The organism is Dietzia kunjamensis, assembly GCF_045689975.1.
In the GTDB taxonomy this organism is placed as follows: domain Bacteria; phylum Actinomycetota; class Actinomycetes; order Mycobacteriales; family Mycobacteriaceae; genus Dietzia; species Dietzia kunjamensis.
In genome coordinates this window covers 2,283,202-2,301,315 of record NZ_CP143297.1, presented here as the reverse complement: position 1 = coordinate 2,301,315, position 18,114 = coordinate 2,283,202, and the positions used below count along the sequence as shown (strand labels likewise).

14 protein-coding genes are annotated in these 18,114 nt (G+C 71.5%); 11 read left to right on the top strand and 3 right to left on the bottom strand.

Annotated elements, in window-relative coordinates; all coding sequences use genetic code 11:
* The first annotated feature begins 57 nt into the window (after positions 1-57).
* From VZF99_RS10715 to VZF99_RS10700, 4 genes are all read left to right on the top strand, one after another.
* A complete protein-coding gene (locus VZF99_RS10715; RefSeq protein WP_407334747.1) occupies positions 58-1,728 on the top strand; it encodes a DUF6350 family protein in 1,671 nt (556 codons plus the stop codon).
* 163 nt (positions 1,729-1,891) lie between these two features.
* Complete coding sequence (gene purN / locus VZF99_RS10710) at positions 1,892-2,473, top strand: phosphoribosylglycinamide formyltransferase (protein WP_067717350.1); 582 nt, start codon at positions 1,892-1,894, stop codon at positions 2,471-2,473.
* Positions 2,470-4,050 carry a bifunctional phosphoribosylaminoimidazolecarboxamide formyltransferase/IMP cyclohydrolase gene (purH, locus tag VZF99_RS10705; RefSeq protein WP_407334746.1) on the top strand — a complete coding sequence of 527 codons (1,581 nt, stop codon included), beginning with the start codon at positions 2,470-2,472 and terminating at the stop codon, positions 4,048-4,050. Before purN ends, purH begins: the two co-directional genes overlap by 4 nt.
* A gap of 26 nt (positions 4,051-4,076) precedes the next feature.
* On the top strand, positions 4,077-4,706 hold the full coding sequence (locus VZF99_RS10700; protein ID WP_096907087.1) for a TetR/AcrR family transcriptional regulator: 630 nt from the start codon (positions 4,077-4,079) through the stop codon (positions 4,704-4,706).
* Positions 4,707-4,729: 23 nt separating this feature from the next.
* Here the strand turns inward: VZF99_RS10700 and VZF99_RS10695 are convergent, their stop codons facing one another.
* A complete protein-coding gene (locus VZF99_RS10695; protein WP_407334745.1) occupies positions 4,730-8,347 on the bottom strand; it encodes an indolepyruvate ferredoxin oxidoreductase family protein in 3,618 nt (1,205 codons plus the stop codon).
* A 167-nt stretch (positions 8,348-8,514) separates the two neighbouring features.
* Here VZF99_RS10695 and VZF99_RS10690 point away from each other — a divergent pair, with 167 nt between their 5' ends.
* Entirely contained in the window at positions 8,515-8,982 is a 468-nt protein-coding gene (locus tag VZF99_RS10690) for an Lrp/AsnC family transcriptional regulator (protein WP_069389904.1), read from the top strand.
* Positions 8,983-8,985: 3 nt separating this feature from the next.
* On the opposite strand, the gene VZF99_RS10685 is transcribed toward VZF99_RS10690, so the two are convergent.
* On the bottom strand, positions 8,986-10,464 hold the full coding sequence (locus VZF99_RS10685; protein ID WP_407334744.1) for an amidase: 1,479 nt from the start codon (positions 10,462-10,464) through the stop codon (positions 8,986-8,988).
* 141 nt (positions 10,465-10,605) lie between these two features.
* On the opposite strand from VZF99_RS10685, the gene VZF99_RS10680 reads away from it, so the two are divergent.
* Positions 10,606-11,283, top strand: coding sequence for a hypothetical protein (locus VZF99_RS10680; protein WP_067717344.1), 678 nt, complete (start codon positions 10,606-10,608; stop codon positions 11,281-11,283).
* A 28-nt stretch (positions 11,284-11,311) separates the two neighbouring features.
* On the opposite strand, the gene VZF99_RS10675 is transcribed toward VZF99_RS10680, so the two are convergent.
* Entirely contained in the window at positions 11,312-11,602 is a 291-nt protein-coding gene (locus tag VZF99_RS10675; RefSeq protein WP_067713210.1) for a DUF1540 domain-containing protein, read from the bottom strand.
* A gap of 289 nt (positions 11,603-11,891) precedes the next feature.
* Between VZF99_RS10675 and VZF99_RS10670 the strand changes: the two genes are divergently transcribed.
* The 5 genes from VZF99_RS10670 to VZF99_RS10650 are packed head-to-tail and all read left to right on the top strand — an operon-like array spanning position 11,892 to position 18,082.
* Positions 11,892-13,466, top strand: coding sequence for a carboxyl transferase domain-containing protein (locus tag VZF99_RS10670; RefSeq protein ID WP_096907091.1), 1,575 nt, complete (start codon positions 11,892-11,894; stop codon positions 13,464-13,466).
* Between the two features lie 8 nt (positions 13,467-13,474).
* Positions 13,475-15,562, top strand: a complete 2,088-nt coding sequence (locus tag VZF99_RS10665) for an acetyl/propionyl/methylcrotonyl-CoA carboxylase subunit alpha (RefSeq protein WP_407334743.1) — start codon at positions 13,475-13,477, stop codon at positions 15,560-15,562.
* On the top strand, positions 15,555-16,700 hold the full coding sequence (locus tag VZF99_RS10660) for an acyl-CoA dehydrogenase family protein (RefSeq protein WP_120283971.1): 1,146 nt from the start codon (positions 15,555-15,557) through the stop codon (positions 16,698-16,700). Before VZF99_RS10665 ends, VZF99_RS10660 begins: the two co-directional genes overlap by 8 nt.
* A gap of 3 nt (positions 16,701-16,703) precedes the next feature.
* Positions 16,704-17,219: a MaoC family dehydratase gene (locus VZF99_RS10655; RefSeq protein ID WP_407334742.1), complete on the top strand. Its 516-nt coding sequence runs from the start codon at positions 16,704-16,706 to the stop codon at positions 17,217-17,219.
* Positions 17,216-18,082: an HpcH/HpaI aldolase/citrate lyase family protein gene (locus tag VZF99_RS10650; RefSeq protein ID WP_407334741.1), complete on the top strand. Its 867-nt coding sequence runs from the start codon at positions 17,216-17,218 to the stop codon at positions 18,080-18,082. Before VZF99_RS10655 ends, VZF99_RS10650 begins: the two co-directional genes overlap by 4 nt.
* Positions 18,083-18,114 lie beyond the last annotated feature (32 nt).

The window sequence follows — 18,114 nt, the reverse complement described above, 5'->3', positions numbered from 1 at the left end:
CGGGGGTCGCGGCGTGCCGGGGGTGCCCCGCGCCGGCGGGTATCTACGGTTGTCAGAGTGAGTCCCCCACGCGTCATCCGGCCCGCTGCGAGACGGTCGCCCGCGGGTGCCCGCTCGTTGTTGTGGACGGCGGCCGCCGCGGCGCTGCCCGTCATCGTCTCCGTACTGGTGCTGGCGGCGCTCACCCTGGCGGTGCTGCTGTTCGCCGCCGACGGGTTCGACTCGCTGTTCGCGGTGGTCGCGGTGGAGTGGCTGGTGGTCAACCGGGTGCCGCTGACCGTGGACCGGGTCGAGCTGGGGTTCCTGCCGTTGTTGCCCGCGCTGATCTATGTGGCGGTCCTGGCCCGGCAGACCCGTGCGGTGCTGGCGGACGTCGAGCAACCGGGCCCGCGCGAGGCGGGTGCGGCAGTGGCCGGTGTGACGCTGGCGGGGCTGCTGTTGACCGGTCTGGCGACGCTGCTGGTCGGGTCGGCCGCCTCGGATTTCGCGGTACGCGAGTCGGCACTGTCGACGGCGTTGCTGTGGACCGCAGGTGTGGGGATCGTGGGTTCGGGGCTGGGGGTGTGGCTGTACTTCCGCCGCGACCTGCGCGAGATCCTGCCGCTGTGGGTGCGCGGGGGGATCCACCTGGGCACCGCGTTCGTCGCCGCGACGTGGGCCATCGCGACACTGCTGGTGTTGGTCGGCCTGGTCATGGCATGGGAGCCGGTCGGGTCGGTCCTGGAGATCGGCAAGGGCGTCGTGGGCACGGCCGCACTCACGGGCATCTCGGTGGCGTACCTGCCCAACGTGGTGATGACCGGGGCCGCGCTCATGGTGGGAGGGGAGGCGCACCTGGGCGAGGCCTCCTACAGCGTGTTCGCGGTGTCCCGAGGGCCGATGCCGGAGGTGCCGTTGGCGGCCGTACTGCCCACCACCAACCCGCACTGGGTCGTGCAGGGCCTGTTGCTCGTGACGGTGTTCGTGGCGGCCGGGCTCGCGAGGTCGGTCGCGCACTGGTTCCGCACGACGGGCGACGCCGTCAAGGCGACGTGGCTGGCCGCGGGGATCGTGGCCCTGGTGATCGCGGTGAGCCCGGTCATCGCGGGCGGTCGGCTGGGGATGCTGGGCATGGTCGGGACGGGCTCACTCATCGCGGCGTCGATGGCCCTGGTGCTGTTCGGCACCATCGGGTCGGCGACGATCGCCTTGTCGTTGGCGGGCCTGACTCGGCGCCGCGAGCGGGCCGAGAGCGAACTCGAGCGGCGTCGTCGCCGCGCCGGGACCGCCCCGGTGGTCGAGAACCCGGTCGAGGACCCGGCGGAGTATCCGGTCGAGGACCCGACCGGGAGCGGGGTGGGCGAGGTCGGCGAGGCCAGCACGTCAGGTGTCGAGGACGCTGGTGTCGAGGACGCCGGGGTCGACGACGAGGTCGCCGCTTCCGACACCGCCGCGGAAGCCGAGGTGGACGCGCAGCCAGACCTCGACCCGGCCGCCGACGAGGACGCCACGGTTGCCGGGGGTCCGCCATCACCGGCGGTGGTCGAGGACCCACGGCCGGCGGAGGAGCAGCCCGCGGAGGGTCAGCCCGCCGAGGATCAGTCCGAGGAGGTCCGGCCCGACGAGGTCGAGTCCGAGGACACCCGGCGTGGGGACGCGGTGGCCGACGATGCCGAACCCGGCGATGCACAGTCCGACTCCGACGATCCGACCGGTCTGCCTGCCGAGGGCAGAGGGGCGGCCGACTAGACTTCCAGCCGTGGCCCGCGCTCCCGGTGGGTCTGAGGATCGACGGGTAGGAGAGCCGGACGTGGTCGGTAGCGAGACCCCCAGCGCCTCTCCACCCAGCGCCTCTCCACCCAGCGCCGGCTCCCCTGATGCCGACCCTGCCGGTGCCCGCCGCGTCGTGGTGATGGCGTCCGGTTCCGGGACCCTCGCGCAGAGCGTGCTCGACGCCGCCGACGCCCCCGGCTGCCCGTACCGCATCGTCGCGCTGGTCTCCGACCGCGACTGCGAGGCCGTCGCCAGGGCCGGCCGCGCCGACCTCCCGACGGCCGTCGTCCGGCCCGGCGACCACGCCGACCGCGCCGACTGGGACCGCGCCCTCGCCGACGTGGTGAGCGGGTTCGATCCCGACTGGGTGGTCTCGGCGGGCTTCATGCGCATCCTCGGCGCCGCGTTCCTCGGACGGTTCGACGGTCGCGTGCTCAACACCCACCCGGCGTTGCTGCCGTCGTTCCCCGGCGCCCATGCGGTGCGCGACGCGCTCGCCTACGGGGTGACCGTCACCGGCAGCACCGTCCACCTGGTCGACGCCGGCGTCGACACCGGACCCGTGATCGCCCAGCGTGCCGTCGACGTCCACCCGGACGACACCGAGGCCACCCTCCATGAACGCATCAAAGTCGTCGAGCGCGAGATGCTCGTCGACGTCCTCGCGGCCGCCGCCCGTGGCCGACTCCACATCGAAGGTCGAAAGGTGCACCTAACGTGACCGATTCCCGCAGGCCCGTCCGCCGCGCACTCATCAGCGTCTACGACAAGACCGGGCTCACCGAGCTCGCCCGGGGGCTCGCCGACGCCGGGGTCGAGATCGTCTCCACCGGCTCGACCGCGCAGCGTATCGCCGACGCCGGGGTCGCCGTGACGCCCGTCGACGCGCTGACCGGGTTCCCGGAATGCCTCGAAGGCCGCGTCAAGACCCTGCACCCGCGGGTCCACGCCGGCATCCTCGCGGACACCCGCAAGCCCGAGCACCTCGAGCAGATCGCCGACCTCGGTGTGCAGCCGTTCGAGCTCGTCGTCGTCAACCTCTATCCCTTCACCGACACCGTCGCCTCCGGCGCCGATTACGACGCCTGCGTCGAGCAGATCGACATCGGCGGACCGTCGATGGTCCGCGCGGCCGCGAAGAACCACCCGTCGGTGGCTGTGCTCGTCGACCCCGCCGGATACGGCGAGGCGCTCGAGGCCGTCGCGGCCGGTGGCTTCAGCCTCGAGAAGCGCCGCAGCTTGGCCGCCGCCGCGTTCCGCCACACCGGGGCCTACGACGTCGCCGTGGCCACGTGGATGACCGCACAGACCGCGGACGGCGCGGGCGACGGGGCAGCGGGCGGCTCCGGCGAGTTCCCGGTCTGGCAGGGGCAGAGCCTCGACCTCGCCGCCACCCTGCGCTACGGCGAGAACCCGCACCAGAGCGCCGCTCTCTACACCGACGCGGCCGCCGCGCCCGGCCTCGCCCAGGCCACCCAGGTGCACGGCAAGGAGATGAGCTACAACAACTACGTCGACGGCGACGCCGCGTGGCGCTCCGCCTTCGATCACGCCGAGCCGTGCGTGGCGATCATCAAGCACGCCAACCCGTGCGGCATCGCGATCGACGCCGACATCGCGGCCGCCCACCGCGCCGCGCACGAGTGCGACCCCGTCAGCGCGTTCGGTGGTGTGATCGCGGCCAACCGTGAGGTCACCGTGGAGATGGCGGAGCAGGTCGCCGAGATCTTCACCGAGGTGATCATCGCCCCGTCCTACGCGGACGGTGCCGTGGAGATCCTGCAGCGGAAGAAGAACATCCGCATCCTCTCGGCGCAGGCGCCCGCCGAGGGCGAGGTCGAGCGCAAGCAGATCTCCGGCGGCGTGCTGGTCCAACAGCGTGACTCGCTCGACGCCGACGGTGACGTGGTCGCCGGCTGGACCAAGGCGTGCGGCGACGACGCCGACGATCAGACCCTGCGCGACCTGCTGTTCGCGTGGCGCGCGTGCCGCGCGGTCAAGTCCAACGCCATCCTGCTCGCGCAGTCCGGGGCCACCGTGGGCGTGGGCATGGGCCAGGTCAACCGCGTCGACTCCGCCCGGCTCGCCGTGCAGCGCGCGGGGGAGCGGGTCACCGGGTCGGTCGCCGCGTCGGACGCGTTCTTCCCCTTCGCGGACGGTCTCGAGGTGCTCGCCGAGGCCGGCGTGCGCGCCGTGGTCCAGCCCGGCGGGTCCGTGCGGGACGCCGAGGTGATCGAGGCCGCGGAGAAGGCGGGGATCACCATGTACTTCACCGGCGCCCGGCACTTCTTCCACTGAGACGGCACGTCCGAGATGGCACTGAGATGACGGAGACCGGGGCCGGGGGCAGCGGCGTGGGCGAGCGGCAGGACGCCGCGGCCCCGCTGACCCCGCGCGCCCGGGCCAAGGCCCGGCGCCGCGACGAGATCCTCGTGGCCGCCGCCCGCCTCATGGCCCGGCGCGGATTCCACGCCGTGCGGCTGGACGACATCGGTGCCGAGGTCGGGATCTCCGGGCCGGGAATGTACCGGTACTTCACCTCCAAGGAGGACGTACTGGCCGAGATGCTGCTCGACATCTCCCGGCGCCTGCGAGACGGCGGGCGGGCGGCGGTCGAGCGGGCCGGCGAGCCAGCGGACGTGCTCGATGCCCTGCTCGGGGTGCACGTGGACTTCGTCGCCACGGAGCCCGATCTCATCAGCGTGCAGTTCCGTGACCTCGGTTCCCTGCCGGCCGCTCCCCGGCACGAGGTGCGCACCCTGCAGCGGGAGTACGCGCAGTTGTGGGTGGACGCCCTCGTGCGGGTGCGTCCGGAGCTCTCGTCGATCGAGGCGCGGGCCCACGTCCACGCGGTGTTCGGGCTCCTCAACTCGAGCCCCCGGCTGCCGGCCATGGCCGAGGCCGACCTTCGGCGCGTGCTCACGGCGATGGCCTCGGCGGCGCTGCGGTCCTGAGCGCCTGCCCGGGTGTGTGCCGATCAGGTCAGGGCGGACCGGAGGCGGGCCATCTCCTCCCGGTAGCGCTCGACGTTCGCGAGCTTGACGTGCTCGTAGCCGCGGACCATGTCCGGCAGCTCCGCGAGCGCCACCGCGGTCGCCCGCCAGGTGGCGTCCTTGCCCACCGGGCCCGCGCGCCGCAACTCCGAGGCCAGGTCCGCGACGAGATCCCGGTACCCGGCCAGCAGCTCACGCTCGACGCGGCGGACCTCCGCGTAGCCGAAGAGGTCCATCCGCGTGCCGCGCAGTCGCTTCATCCGAGCCAACGCCTTCATCGCCGGCATGGCCCGCGGGCCGATCGAGATCTTCTTCTTCATTCCCATCGCGCGCAGCACCGGGGGATGCAACTTCAGTCTGGCCACCGCCCCTTCGCCCCAGTCCTCGTCGAGCTGCGCCGCGAACTGTGGATCCACGGCCAGGCGGGCGACCTCGTACTCGTCCTTGTAGGCCATCACCTTGAACAGGTTGCGGGCCACGGCGAGGCTGAGCTGCTCGGAGGTCGGCCCAGCCGGGTCGCCGTCCTCGAGGGACCCGGCGGCGCGGACCTCCTCCACGCGCCGGACGTAGTCGACCGCGTACGCCTCGTCCTGGTAGCCGATCAGTTCGTCGACCCGGAGCGCGACCACGTCGCGGAGCTCGTCGGAGGCGTCGGCGTCGAGGTGGGTCAGCAATCGCTCCGCCGCGGGGGAGGGCACGTGCCGGCCCGCCGTGGCCGTTCCGGCCGGGCGGTGCAACCCGGCCGCCAACGCCGCCAGGGCGTTCGGCTCGGCGACCGCCTGCCGGCCGCGACGGAAGGCCTGCAGGTTCGCGTCGACGGCCACCCCGTTGAGCTCGATCGCCCGCTCGATCGACTGCGCCGAGATCGGCAGGGCCCCACTCTGGTACGCCGCCCCGACCATGAGCATGTTGGCGGTCTGGGTGGACCCGAAGAGCTGCTCGGTGAGCGCCCCCGGGTCGAGGTACAGCCCGCGCGAGGTGGTCGGGTCGATGATCGCCTGGATGTCCGAGGTGGTCGGGTAGTGCTCGGAGGTGTCGATCACCATCTTCCCGGTGGGTATCTGAGTGGTGGACACCACCGCCGTGGTGCGATCGGGAGCGGCCACCTTCAGGTGGGTGCTGTCCGCGCCGACCAGGCCGTCACAGCACAGGTAGAGGTCGCAGTCGCCGGCCCCGATCTTCGGGGGCTGTTCGGTCGGCGTGCGGGTCACGCGGACGTCGGAGACCACCGCGCCGCCCTTCTGGGCGAGCCCGGTCATGTCCAGGGTGCGCGCCGAGTGGCCGTCGAGGACGGCCGCGGTGGCGAGGATCGCCGAGACGGTGACGATGCCGGTCCCACCGATCCCGGTCAGCCGCAGGGAGAAACCGCGGTCGGGCGCGACCCCGGCGCGGGCCGGCTCCGGGATCGCGTCGGCCGCCAGGGCAGGCGCGGACGTCACCCGCCGGGACTTCTCACCGGGGACGACGGTGACGAACGCGGGGCAGTCACCCTCCAGGCACGAGAAGTCGAAGTTACAGGTGGACTGGTCGATCTGCGTCTTCCGGCCGAACTCGGTCTCCACCGGATGGACCGACAGGCAGTTGGACTTCCGGCCGCAGTCCCCGCATCCCTCGCAGATGCGCTCGTTGATCACCACGCGCTCGTCCGGCGTGGGATAGGTGCCACGCTTGCGGTGGCGGCGCTTCTCGGCCGCGCAGTACTGGTCGTGCACGAGAACCGTGACCCCCGGTACGGCCGCGAGTTCCCGCTGCACCTCGAGGGTGTCCACCCGGTCGCGGACCTCCACTCCCCTCGGCAGGCCCCGGGACCGGGTCGCCCTGACGTCGTCGGTGGTGACGACGATCCTCGCGACCTTCTCGGCCTGCAGGAGCTGGAGGATCTCGGGCAGGGTCATCTCGCCGACCGGGTCCTGCCCGCCGGTCATCGCCACCGTCCCGTTGTAGAGGAGCTTGTAGGTGATGTTGTCGCCGGAGGCCACGGCGGCCCGGAGTGCCAGGGAGGCCGAGTGCATGAAGGTGCCGTCGCCGACGTTCTGCACCATGTGCCGCTCGGTGAGGAACGGCGCCATCCCGGTCCACTGGATCCCCTCGCCGCCCATCTGGGTGACTCCGGTGACGTGGCCGACCTGTTCCTCGTCCATCATGAGCACCATCGCGTGACAGCCGATGCCCCCGCCGACGAGCGTGCCGTCGGCGACCTTGGTCGAGCTGTTGTGGGGGCACCCCGAGCAGAAGTACGGGGTGCGGCTCGTGGCGAGCGGCAGCGCGATCCGGGAGCGTCCGCGTCCCGGGCCGTCGAGCCAGGCCCGAGCCGATTCGATTCCGTGGACCGGGCCGAGACGCTGCGCCAGGCCGCGGGTGACGGAATCGACGTCGAGCTCGCCGAACCGGCTGAACAGGGTGGACCCGTCCTCGTGCGCCTTGCCGACCACGTTCGCCACCCCGGGCTTGCGGAACTGGATGTCCCGGATCATGGTCTCGATGAAGTCGCGCTTCTCCTCCACCACGATCACCTCGTCGAGACCGGACATGAACTCGTCGAGGATCGTGCGCTCCAGGGGGTAGATCATGCCCAGTTTAAGGATGCGGATCCCGCGGCGGCCCAGCTCGTCGTCGCCGATCCCGAGGCGGCGCAGTGACTCGCGGACGTCCAGGTAGGTCTTCCCGGCCGCGACGACGCCGATCCGGTCGTCGGGGGTCGACTGCACGATCCGGTTGAGACGGTTGAGGCGGGCGTACTCCAGCGCACGGGGGAGGCGGATGGTGAGCTGGTTCTGCTCGAGCTCCATGAGGCTGGCCCCCAGGAGCCGACCGGACGGCACGTGCGGGCTCGTCCCGAGGTCGCCGTACACGGGCAGGATCCGGTCGGGATCGACGAGGGCGGTCGCCGAGGCGTCCGCGACGTGCGCCGAGATCTTCATCGCGGACCACAGACCGGAGACCCGGGACAGGATCGCCGCGTGGACGCCGAAGTCCAGGACGTCCTGCGGGTCCGCGGGGTAGAGCGTCGGCATGTACAGGTCCGCGAGCGCCAACTCGGACGCGCACGGCACGGTGGAGGACTTGGCGCCGGGATCGTCGCCGACCAGCACCACCGCGCCGCCGGTGGGATCGGTACCGATCAGGTTGGCGTGCCGCAACGCGTCGGTGGCACGGTCCAGGCCGGGCGCCTTGCCGTACCAGTACCCCACGACCCCCTGGAGGGCGGCGCCGCCGGTGTTGGCGGTGGAGCGCAGGGTGCCCGTGCGCCGGGCGAGCTGGGACCCCATCACCGCCGTGGCGCCCGCCTCCTCGTTGAGGGCGGGGCGGTGCACGATGTCGAACGGTTCGAGGAACTCTCGACGCCTGGCCAGTTCGAGGTCGTAGCCCGCGAGCGGCGATCCCTCGTAGCCGCTGACCAGGCTCGCGGTGAGCAGATTCTGCCTGCGGTCGAGCCGTGCCCGGTCGCGGACCGTCCGGACCAGTGCCTGGATCCCGGAGAGGAAGACCGTGCCGCTCTCGCGCGTGTAGCGATCGGAGAGGGAGAACGATCCGGCGTCCGCTTGCCCGGTCCGCGGCAGGTCGTCATGCGTGCCGTCCGTGGAGTGGAGGAGAGAGGTCATGATCAACACCTGGCCTTCGCGAGACGAACGATGTCCCCCCAGGCTAGGACGAACTGTGAGGCGCGTCACGCGGCCATTCGAAGACCGGTCACTCTGTACATTCGGAGGGTCCAGAACGGGCGCCGGCTGGACCAGCTGTCCACCTCGTCGTCGTATACCGTGGACACATGGACCCATCACCCAACCTGGACGACACCGACCGGCGGCTCCTTGACATCGTCCTGTCCGACCCACGCGTCGGGGTCCGCGAGTTCTCGCGACGACTCGGGGTGGCCAGGGGCACGGCCCAGGCCCGGCTCGACAAGCTGGAGGCGCGCGGCGTCCTCGCCTCCTGGGCGCCGAGCCTCGATCCCGCCGCTCTCGGGTATCCGCTGGGCGCGCTCGTCCACATCCAGGTGGCGCAGGCCAGGCTCGACGAGACGTGTGCGGGGCTGGCGCAGGTGCGCGAGGTGCTCGAGGTGGTGAGCATCGCCGGCGAGTTCGACGTCGTCTGCCGGGTCGTCGCGCGGGACCACGCCCACCTCGAGGAGGTGTTCAGCGCCATCATCTCCACGCCCGGCGTCCTGCGCACCCGCACCGAGGTGATCCTGCGTCAGCGGGTCGGGCCGCGCGTCACCCAGCTGCTGGGGGAGTGAGCCTCACTCCCAGATCCGGGCGAACGGATGGGCGGCCTCGTACTCCGAGGCCAGCTCGAGCAGGAGTCGGTCCTGCCCCCTGCGGGCGGAGAAGTGCACGCCGACGGGCATCCCGTCCGGCGCGTGTCCGGTGGGCAGCGAGACGGCCGGGGACCCCGCGATGTTCTGTAGCGGGGTGAAGGTGACCCAGTTGGAGACCCGCTCGAGGTGGGTCTCGAACGGCAGGTCCGCGTCCAGGTACCCGACCTCCGGGGTCTCGTGGGCGACCACCGGGTTGATGTACACGTCGATGTCGCCGAACCGGGCGTCGAACTGCCGCCGGGTCCTCGCCAACCGCAGTAGGTGCAGGGGAAGCGAGGCGATGTTCCGTCGGGCCATCCGAGCGAGCCCGACCGTGAAGGGGTCGAGCTCGGCGGGGTCGAAATCGGGGTCGAAGAGCCTGCGCCCGGACGATGACGTGCTCAGCGCGAGCAGCCCCCAGTAGGCGATGAAATCGTCCCGGAACCCCGTCGGGACGGGCGCCTCGGTCGGCACCACCTCGTGGCCCAGTCCGGCCAGCCGCACGGCGGTCTCGCGGAGGACCGCCAGGGTCGCGGCATCGGTCGCACCGCCCGCCGGGCTCTGCTCCACGAGTCCGATGCGCAGGCGCCGTGCCGGGGCGGGGGCGACGGGGCCCACCGGGGGGACGCCGACCGGGAGGTGGCTCGCCTCGAACGCGGTGAGGAACGTGGCGGTGTCCCGGACGGACCGGGAGACCACCGACTGCGACACGATGGGGATCGGCATGCCCCGGGAGAACTTCTCGTCGGTGTGCCTACCCCGGCTCGGCTTGAACCCGACCAGCCCGGTGACCGCCGCGGGTATCCGGATCGACCCCCCGCCGTCGTTGGCGTGCGCGATCGGCAACGCCCCCGCGGCCACGAGGGCCGCGGAACCACCCGAGGAGCCGCCACTGGTGCGGCCGGTGTTCCACGGGTTGCGGGTCACCAGGCCGCCCTGCCGTTCGGTTGCGGCGGTCCAGCCGAACGGGGGCATGGCGGTGATGCCCAACGGGATCAGGCCGGTGGCGCGGAACGCACGTGCGTAGTCGCCGTCGTGGAGGGCGGGGGAGTCGGGAACGGCGGGGGAGCCGAGCCGCATCGGGGCGCCCTCGACCTGCACCGCGTCCTTGAAAGCCGACGGCACGCCGGCGAACGGCGAGGACAGGCGCGAGTCCGCGGTCCGGCGTGCGTGCTCGCGGGCCCTGTCGAAGGCGGTGAAGACCAGGGCGCCGAGCGCCGGATCCACCTGCTGGCATCGTTCGATGGCGGCCTCGACGAGCTCGGTCGGTGACACCTCGCCGCCGCGGACCCGCTCGGCGAGGGCGGTGGCGTCGTCGTACCCGAGTGCGTCGTCACGGAAGGCGTGGACCCGCGCGGTGTCGGGGTGGGGCCGGGCAGGGGCGGTGTCATCGGTAGTGGCATCGGTTGTGGCGTCGGTCACCCCCCCACTGTAGGGCGAGGGGGCGCGAAAATCGGTGGCCCTCTTGACAGGTTCCGCATCGTCGGGCACTTTAGGAATACCTAAGTAAGGCGAGGGTCACCTAACGCATCGGCGGGCGGGGCCGGTCTCTGGAGGCAATCGATGGCAGCGCACCCGGTCGTGTCGGATCCGATCACCACCGGCGCGCGCCGTCTGCTCGACGGAGCCGGCATCGCGACGGTCGCCGTACGCGGGACCAAGAACCGGTCGGATGTCATGGTCTCCGCCGGCCATCGCTGGGTCGGGGAGGGGGCGATCATCGTCACCGGGACCCCGGCCCCCTGGTCCGCACTGATGGTCGCGCCGGGAGAGTCGGTCGAGGTGGTCGTCATGATCGACGAGTTCGCCCCGATCGTCGAGGCCAAGGTCCACGTCGCGAGCCTGTACGGCTTCGGCGTGGCGCGTGCGGCACGGCAGGGTGAGGGCTGGGTGGTCGAGATCGAGATCGAACTCGGCGACCTCGACATCCGCCGGCTGGGGCACGAGGGCACCGTCCACGCGGGCTGCCTGGACGCGGTGCCGTCGGATCCCCTGGCATGCGAGGCGCCCGGCCTCGCGGACGAGATCCGGGCGCGCTTCGGCTCGGACCTGGCCATGCTGGCCGGGTCCGCAGACCCGGCGCAGCCGCCGTATGTCCTGGGCGTCGATCCCGACGGCCTGCATCTGCTGACGGCGCTCGGTGCCCACGCCGATGTCATCCACCTGCCGTTCCTGACCCGCGCGGAGTGCGTCAACGACGTCGTCCGCGAGATGGGTCAGTACGTGGCCCGCGCCAGCTAGCCTCCCGCGGTAGCGCGGACCGGGCCGATCAGGCCGGGCTGTAGGTGAGGCAGTCGGCGGTATCGGCGCCGGAACCGATCTCGACGGAATCCGCCGAGCAGAGCAGGTCCTTGTTGTGGGTGCACTCCACCCGTTGGCAGGCGCCCACGTGTGCGCTGGCGGTGGGCAGGCCGCCGCGGACGTCCAGCGAGATGAAGGTGCCGCACTCGGCGTGATCCGGGGTTCCGGCGACGGTGATGGCGCCCGCGTTGCAGCTCTGCTCGCTGTTGAACGAGCACGCCGTGACGGTGCAGGCGCTGATTCCGGTGAGTGTGGCCATGATGATCGCTCCTCGTATGACGGTGGCGTGGTGTGCCCCAGAGTCAACACCGGATCCCCCCCGGCTTGCAAGCAAGTTGAGGCTGTGCTAAGTCAGGCCAGCCTAAGCTGTCTACCTGCGCGGATGGCGGGAATGTCGGCGTCCCCGTGCGCCTCGTCGGGTCCGCGGAGTGGGTGAGCGCGGGTCCGGGTCCCCGGTGGGTGATCCCGAATCCGGTCTGGACATTTGTGAGGCGCAGCACTATCGTCGATTTCAGTTAATCCGACTTAACTGAAAGGGAGCGGCACCGATGACTTCCGCGACCACCAATCGCCAGGCCCACGAGGAACTTCTCGCCGACCTCCGCGAGCGCCTCGAGCGGGCCGCGCTGGGCGGCGGTGAGAAGGCCCGTGCGCGCCACCTCGAGCGCGGCAAGCTGCTCGCCCGCCAGCGCGTGGACGTGCTGCTCGACCCGGGCAGCCCGTTCCTCGAGCTCTCGCCGCTCGCCGCGGAGGAGATGTACGGGGGAAAGGCCCCCGCCGCCGGCGTCGTCGCCGGGATCGGCCGGGTGTCGGGCCGCGAGTGCCTGATCATCGCCAACGACGCGACCGTCTCCGGCGGCACCTACTACCCGATGACGGTGAAGAAGCACCTGCGCGGTCAGGAGGTGGCGCTGGCCAACCACCTGCCGTGCATCTACCTCGTGGACTCCGGCGGCGCGATGCTGCTGCAGCAGGACGAGGTCTTCCCGGACCGCGACCACTTCGGGCGGATCTTCTACAACCAGGCGAACATGTCCGCCAAGGGCATCCCGCAGATCGCCGCGGTCATGGGGTCCTGCACCGCCGGTGGCGCGTACGTTCCCGCGATGAGCGACGAGGCCGTGATCGTCCGGAACCAGGGCACGATCTTCCTCGCCGGCCCGCCGCTGGTGAAGGCCGCGACGGGCGAGGAGGTCACCGCCGAGGAGCTCGGTGGCGGCGACCTGCACGCCAAGACCTCCGGTGTGGTGGACCACCTGGCGGACGACGACTACGACGCCCTCATGAAGGTCCGCCGGATCGTGGCGACCTGCCCGCCGGCGCCCGAGCCGGACTGGGAGGTGCTCGAGCCCCGCGAGCCCGTCCGCGCGCAGTCCGACCTGTACGACCTGGTGCCGGTCGATTCGCGCCAGCCCTACGACGTGCGCGACATCATCGGCACGATCGTCGACGGCGGCGAGTACACCGAGTTCAAGGAGAACTACGGCACCTCCATGGTGACCGCGTTCGCCCACATCCACGGGCATCCGGTCGGCATCATCGGCAACAACGGCGTCATCTTCTCCGAGTCCGCGCTTAAGGGCGCCCACTTCATCGAGCTGTGTGACCGCCGCAAGATCCCGTTGGTCTTCCTGCAGAACATCACCGGCTTCATGGTGGGCCGGCAGTACGAGGCGGGCGGCATCGCCAAGAACGGCGCCAAGATGGTCACCGCCGTGGCGTGCGCCCGGGTCCCCAAGTTCACCATCGTCGTGGGCGGGTCCTTCGGTGCCGGCAACTACTCCATGTGTGGCCGTGCGTACTCCCCGCGGTTCCTGTGGATGTGGCCCAATGCCAAGATCGCCGTGATGGGCGGGCCCCAGGCAGCCGACACCCTCGCGTCGGTCCGTGCCGCGCAGGTCACCAAGTCGGGCGGGGAGTGGACCGACGAGCAGCAGTCCGAGTTCACCGCGCCGATCCGTGAGCAGTTCGAGGAGCAGTCCACCGCGTACTACTCCACTGCCCGCCTGTGGGACGACGGGATCATCGACCCCGCAGACACCCGCACTGTCCTCGGTCTGGCCCTGGCGGCCGCGGCCAACGCCCCCCTCGAGCCGGTCAACAACGGCGTCTTCAGGATGTGAGCAGCTCCATGTCAGAACAACTGTCACAGAAACTCCACACCGTCCTGGTGGCCAACCGCGGGGAGATCGCGTGCCGCGTGATCCGTTCGCTGCGGGCAGCGGGTATCCGCTCGGTCGCCGTCTACTCGGACGCGGATGCCGACGCGCTGCACGTGCGCATGGCCGACGCCGCCGTCCGTCTCGGCCCGGCCCAGGCCTCGCAGTCGTACCTCGACATCGACAAGGTGATCGATGCTTGCCGCCAGACCGGGGCGCAGGCCGTGCACCCGGGTTACGGTTTCCTGTCCGAGAACTCGCGGTTCGCGCGGGCACTCGACGAGGCCGGCCTGATCTTCGTCGGACCGCCAGCCTCGGCGATCGAGACCATGGGCGACAAGATCACCGCCAAGGCGGCGGTGTCCGCACGTGACGTCCCCACCGTGCCCGGGATCTCGCGTCCGGGACTGACCGACGACGAACTGATCGCCGGCGCCGCCGAGGTCGGCTACCCGGTCCTCGTCAAGCCCTCCGCCGGTGGTGGCGGTAAGGGCATGCGCCGCGTCACCGATCCCGCCGATCTGCCGGCGGCACTGGAGTCCTCGCGACGGGAGTCGGCAGGCGCCTTCGGCGACGACACCCTGTTCCTCGAGCGGTTCGTCGACACCCCGCGCCACATCGAGGTGCAGGTCCTGGCCGACACCCACGGCAACGTCATCCACCTGGGTGAGCGGGAGTGCTCGCTGCAGCGCCGCCACCAGAAGGTCATCGAGGAGGCGCCCAGCGCACTGCTCGACGAGGTCACCCGCCAGCGCATCGGTCAGGCGGCCTGCGACGCGGCCCGCTCGGTGGGCTATGTGGGCGCCGGAACGGTGGAGTTCATCGTCTCCGCGCACGCGCCGGACGAGTTCTTCTTCATGGAGATGAACACGCGCCTGCAGGTGGAGCACCCGGTCACCGAGATGGTCACCGGCGTGGACCTGGTCGACTGGCAGGTCCGCATCGCCGCGGGCCAGGTGCTCACCCTGCGCCAGGAGGACATCACCCTCACCGGCCACGCGATCGAGGCCCGCGTCTATGCCGAGGACCCGGCCAAGGGCTTCCTGCCCACCGGCGGCACCGTGGTCGGGCTCGAGGAGCCCTCCGGCGACGGCATCCGCGTGGACTCCGGCCTCCGTGTGGGCACGGTCGTCGGCAGCGACTACGACCCGATGCTCGGCAAGGTCATCGCGCACGGCGCCGACCGCGCCGAGGCACTGGCCCGGCTCGACGCCGCGCTCGCCGGCACCCACGTGCTGGGTCTGCGCACGAACGTCGACTTCTGCCGGTTCCTGCTCTCGCGGCCGGAGGTCGTCTCCGGCGAGCTGGACACGGGCCTGCTCGACCGGTCCGTCGACGACTACACCGCGACGCCCGCCCCCGAGGGCGGACTGATCGCCGTGGCCATGCACCGCACCGAGGAGCGCTGGGCCCGGGTGCCCGCGCAACGCCGCGGCCCGTGGGACGTTCCCAACGGGTGGCGGATCGGCGGGCGCGCCGAGGTGTGGACCCGCCTGGACGCCGGCGCCGGGTCCGACGCGGTCACCGTGGGACTGCGGGGGACCCCCGACGACGCCGAGGTGACCATCACCGACGCCACGATCGGATCCACCGAGGCGCCCGAGGTCTCCTCCCGACATCGTGCGCGGGTCGCCCGGGACGGCGCCTCCCTCCGGCTGACCGTCGACGGCACCCAGCAGCGCTGGACCGTCGTGCGCTCGGCGGACCCCAAGGCCGCCGACACCTTCTGGGTGGCCGGCGACGGCGGGACCTGGGACCTGCGGATGCTCCCGCTCATCGACTCCCGGATCCACGACGCCGGGATGTCGGACGGCCAGATCGTCAGCCCCATGCCCGGTTCGGTGATCGCGTGCTTCGTCGCCGACGGCGACGAGGTCACCGCCGGACAGAACATCCTGGCCGTCGAGGCCATGAAGATGGAACACGCACTGCCCGCGCCGATCGACGGTGTGGTCCGCGTGCACGTCACCACCGGCGAGCAGGTGCCCGCCGACCACCTGCTCGCGACCGTCGAGCCCCACCCCTCCACCGAGGAATCCGAAGGAGAAGGCAATGCCTGAGTTGGAAGAGCACTACGCCGACCTCAAGTCGACGGTCGCGGACTTCGCCGACAAGGTGGTCGCCCCGGCCTCGGCCGAGCACGATCGCAACCACACCTTCCCCTACGAGGTCGTCGCCCAGATGGGCGACATGGGCCTGTTCGGTCTGCCGTTCCCCGAGGAGTTCGGCGGGATGGGCGGCGACTACTTCGCGCTGTCGCTCGCCCTGGAGGAGCTCGGCCGCGTCGACCAGTCGACCGCCATGACCCTCGAGGCCGGCGTGGGCCTGGGCGCCATGCCCATCTACCACTTCGGCAACGACGAGCAGCGCGCCACGTGGCTCCCGGACCTGGCCGCCGGCCGCACGCTCGCCGGCTTCGGCCTGACCGAGCCCGGTGCGGGCTCGGACGCCGGCGCCACCAAGACCACCGCCAAGCGTGACGGCGACGAGTGGGTGGTCAACGGCAACAAGCAGTTCATCACCAACTCCGGCACCGACATCACCTCGCTGGTCACCGTGACCGCGGTGACCGGTGTCCGTGAGAACGGCAAGAAGGCCATCTCGACGATCATTGTCCCGGCCGACACCCCCGGATTCACCGCGGAGCCCGCGTACGACAAGGTCGGGTGGAACTCCTCCGACACGCACCCGCTGACCTTCGCCGACGCCCGGGTGCCGGCGGAGAACCTCCTCGGCGAGGAGGGGCGCGGGTACGCGAACTTCCTGTCGATCCTCGACGAGGGACGCATCGCGATCGCCGCCGTGGCCACCGGTGCCGCGCAGGGATGCGTCGACGAGTCCGTGAAGTACGCCCGTGAGCGCGAGTCCATGGGCCGCAAGATCGGCGAGTTCCAGGCCATCGCGTTCAAGATCGCCCGCATGGAGGCCCGCGCCCACACGGCGCGTTGCGCCTACTACGAGGCCGCGCGCCTCATGCTGGCCGGCAAGGAGTTCAAGAAGGAGGCCGCCATCGCCAAGATGATCGCCTCCGAGGCGGCCATGGACAACGCCCGCGACGCCACCCAGATCCACGGTGGCTACGGCTTCATGAACGAGTACCCGGTGGCGCGGCACTACCGCGACTCCAAGATCCTCGAGATCGGCGAGGGCACCACCGAGGTGCAGCTCATGCTCATCGCGCGCGGTCTGGGGCTGTAGGCGATGACAGACCAGCGCAGAGAGGTCGTCCAGCGTGGCCTGTGGTTCGAGGAGTACGAGGTGGGGACCGCCTACCTCCACCGCCCCGGGCGCACGATGACCGAGACGGACAACGTCCTGTTCACCACGCTGACGATGAACACGCAGGCCCTGCACCTGGACGCGGCGTGGTCGGCCGAGCAGCCGGGCTTCGGCGGCGAGCGACTCATGAACTCGATGCACACGCTCTCGACGCTCGTGGGACTGTCGGTCGCCCAGCTCACCCAGGGCACGATCGTGGCGAACCTCGGCTTCTCCGAGGTCAGCTTCCCCAAGCCGGTCCTGCACGGTGACACGCTGTACGCGGAGACCGTGTGCACCGACAAGCGCGAGTCGAAGTCGCGGCCGGGCGAGGGCATCGTGACCCTCGAGCACGTCGGCCGCAACCAGCACGGCGACATCGTGGCCAAGGCGGTCCGCAAGACGCTCGTCCGCAAGCGGCCGACGGAGTCGGGCCCGGGCGGGGAGGCCACGGCATGACCCCCGCACCCGCCTGGATCCCGCCCGGCCCGGCACTGCTGTTCTGCCCGGCCGACCGGCCGGAGCGCTACGGCAAGGCGGCGGACCGCGCGGACGTCGTGATCGTCGACCTCGAGGACGCCGTCGCACCGGCGGACCGCCCCGCGGCCCGTGACGCGCTGCGGGCCTCGACACTCGATCCGGACCGGACGATAGTGCGGGTCAACCCGACCGGCACCGACGACCACGCGGCCGACCTCGAGGCCCTGGCCGACACGGACTACCGCTGCGTGATGCTGGCCAAGACCGAGTCCGCCGCGCAGGTCACGGATCTGCACTCGACGACCGGCGCCGCGGTGCTGGCGTTGGTCGAAACCCCGCTCGGCGTCGTCCGCGCGGAGGAGATCGCCGCCGCGCCCGGGTGCGCCGGGATGATGTGGGGCGCCGAGGACCTCCTGGCCGCGATGGGCGGATCGACCAGCCGGTTCTCCTCCGCCGAGGCCGGCGGCCCCCGCGTGGCGGGGGAGTACCGCGACGTGCCCCGTCACGCCCGGGCGCGGGTCGCGCTCGCCGCGGCCGCGTTCGGTCGGTGGGCGGTCGACTCCGTGCACCTGGACATCGCCGACTCCTCCGGTCAACGCGCCGAGGCGCTCGACGCCGTCGCGCTGGGGTTCGTGGCCACCGCGTGTATCCACCCGTCCCAGGTGGCGGTGGTCCGCGAGGCCTACGCCCCCGACGACGACGAGGTGACCTGGGCCCGGAAGGTCCTCGCCGCCGCGGAACACAACCAGGGCGTGTTCCGGCTGGACGGTCGCATGGTCGACGGTCCCGTCTTCCGTCAGGCCGAGGCGACGATGCGTCGCGCCGCGGCCGTCGCCACCTGATACCGCAATCCCCGTGTCGCGCCCCCTGTCGC

What these genes read in the sequence shown, in the direction of transcription:
- purN (WP_067717350.1), top strand. Translation starts at nt 1,892, where the DNA reads ATGGCGTCCGGTTCCGGGACCCTCGCGCAGAGCGTGCTCGACGCCGCC.
- VZF99_RS10700 (WP_096907087.1), top strand. Translation starts at nt 4,077, where the DNA reads ATGACGGAGACCGGGGCCGGGGGCAGCGGCGTGGGCGAGCGGCAGGAC.
- VZF99_RS10695 (WP_407334745.1), bottom strand. Translation starts at nt 8,347, where the DNA reads ATGACCTCTCTCCTCCACTCCACGGACGGCACGCATGACGACCTGCCG.
- VZF99_RS10690 (WP_069389904.1), top strand. Translation starts at nt 8,515, where the DNA reads ATGGACCCATCACCCAACCTGGACGACACCGACCGGCGGCTCCTTGAC.
- VZF99_RS10680 (WP_067717344.1), top strand. Translation starts at nt 10,606, where the DNA reads ATGGCAGCGCACCCGGTCGTGTCGGATCCGATCACCACCGGCGCGCGC.
- VZF99_RS10675 (WP_067713210.1), bottom strand. Translation starts at nt 11,602, where the DNA reads ATGGCCACACTCACCGGAATCAGCGCCTGCACCGTCACGGCGTGCTCG.
- VZF99_RS10670 (WP_096907091.1), top strand. Translation starts at nt 11,892, where the DNA reads ATGACTTCCGCGACCACCAATCGCCAGGCCCACGAGGAACTTCTCGCC.
- VZF99_RS10665 (WP_407334743.1), top strand. Translation starts at nt 13,475, where the DNA reads ATGTCAGAACAACTGTCACAGAAACTCCACACCGTCCTGGTGGCCAAC.
- VZF99_RS10660 (WP_120283971.1), top strand. Translation starts at nt 15,555, where the DNA reads ATGCCTGAGTTGGAAGAGCACTACGCCGACCTCAAGTCGACGGTCGCG.
- VZF99_RS10655 (WP_407334742.1), top strand. Translation starts at nt 16,704, where the DNA reads ATGACAGACCAGCGCAGAGAGGTCGTCCAGCGTGGCCTGTGGTTCGAG.
- VZF99_RS10650 (WP_407334741.1), top strand. Translation starts at nt 17,216, where the DNA reads ATGACCCCCGCACCCGCCTGGATCCCGCCCGGCCCGGCACTGCTGTTC.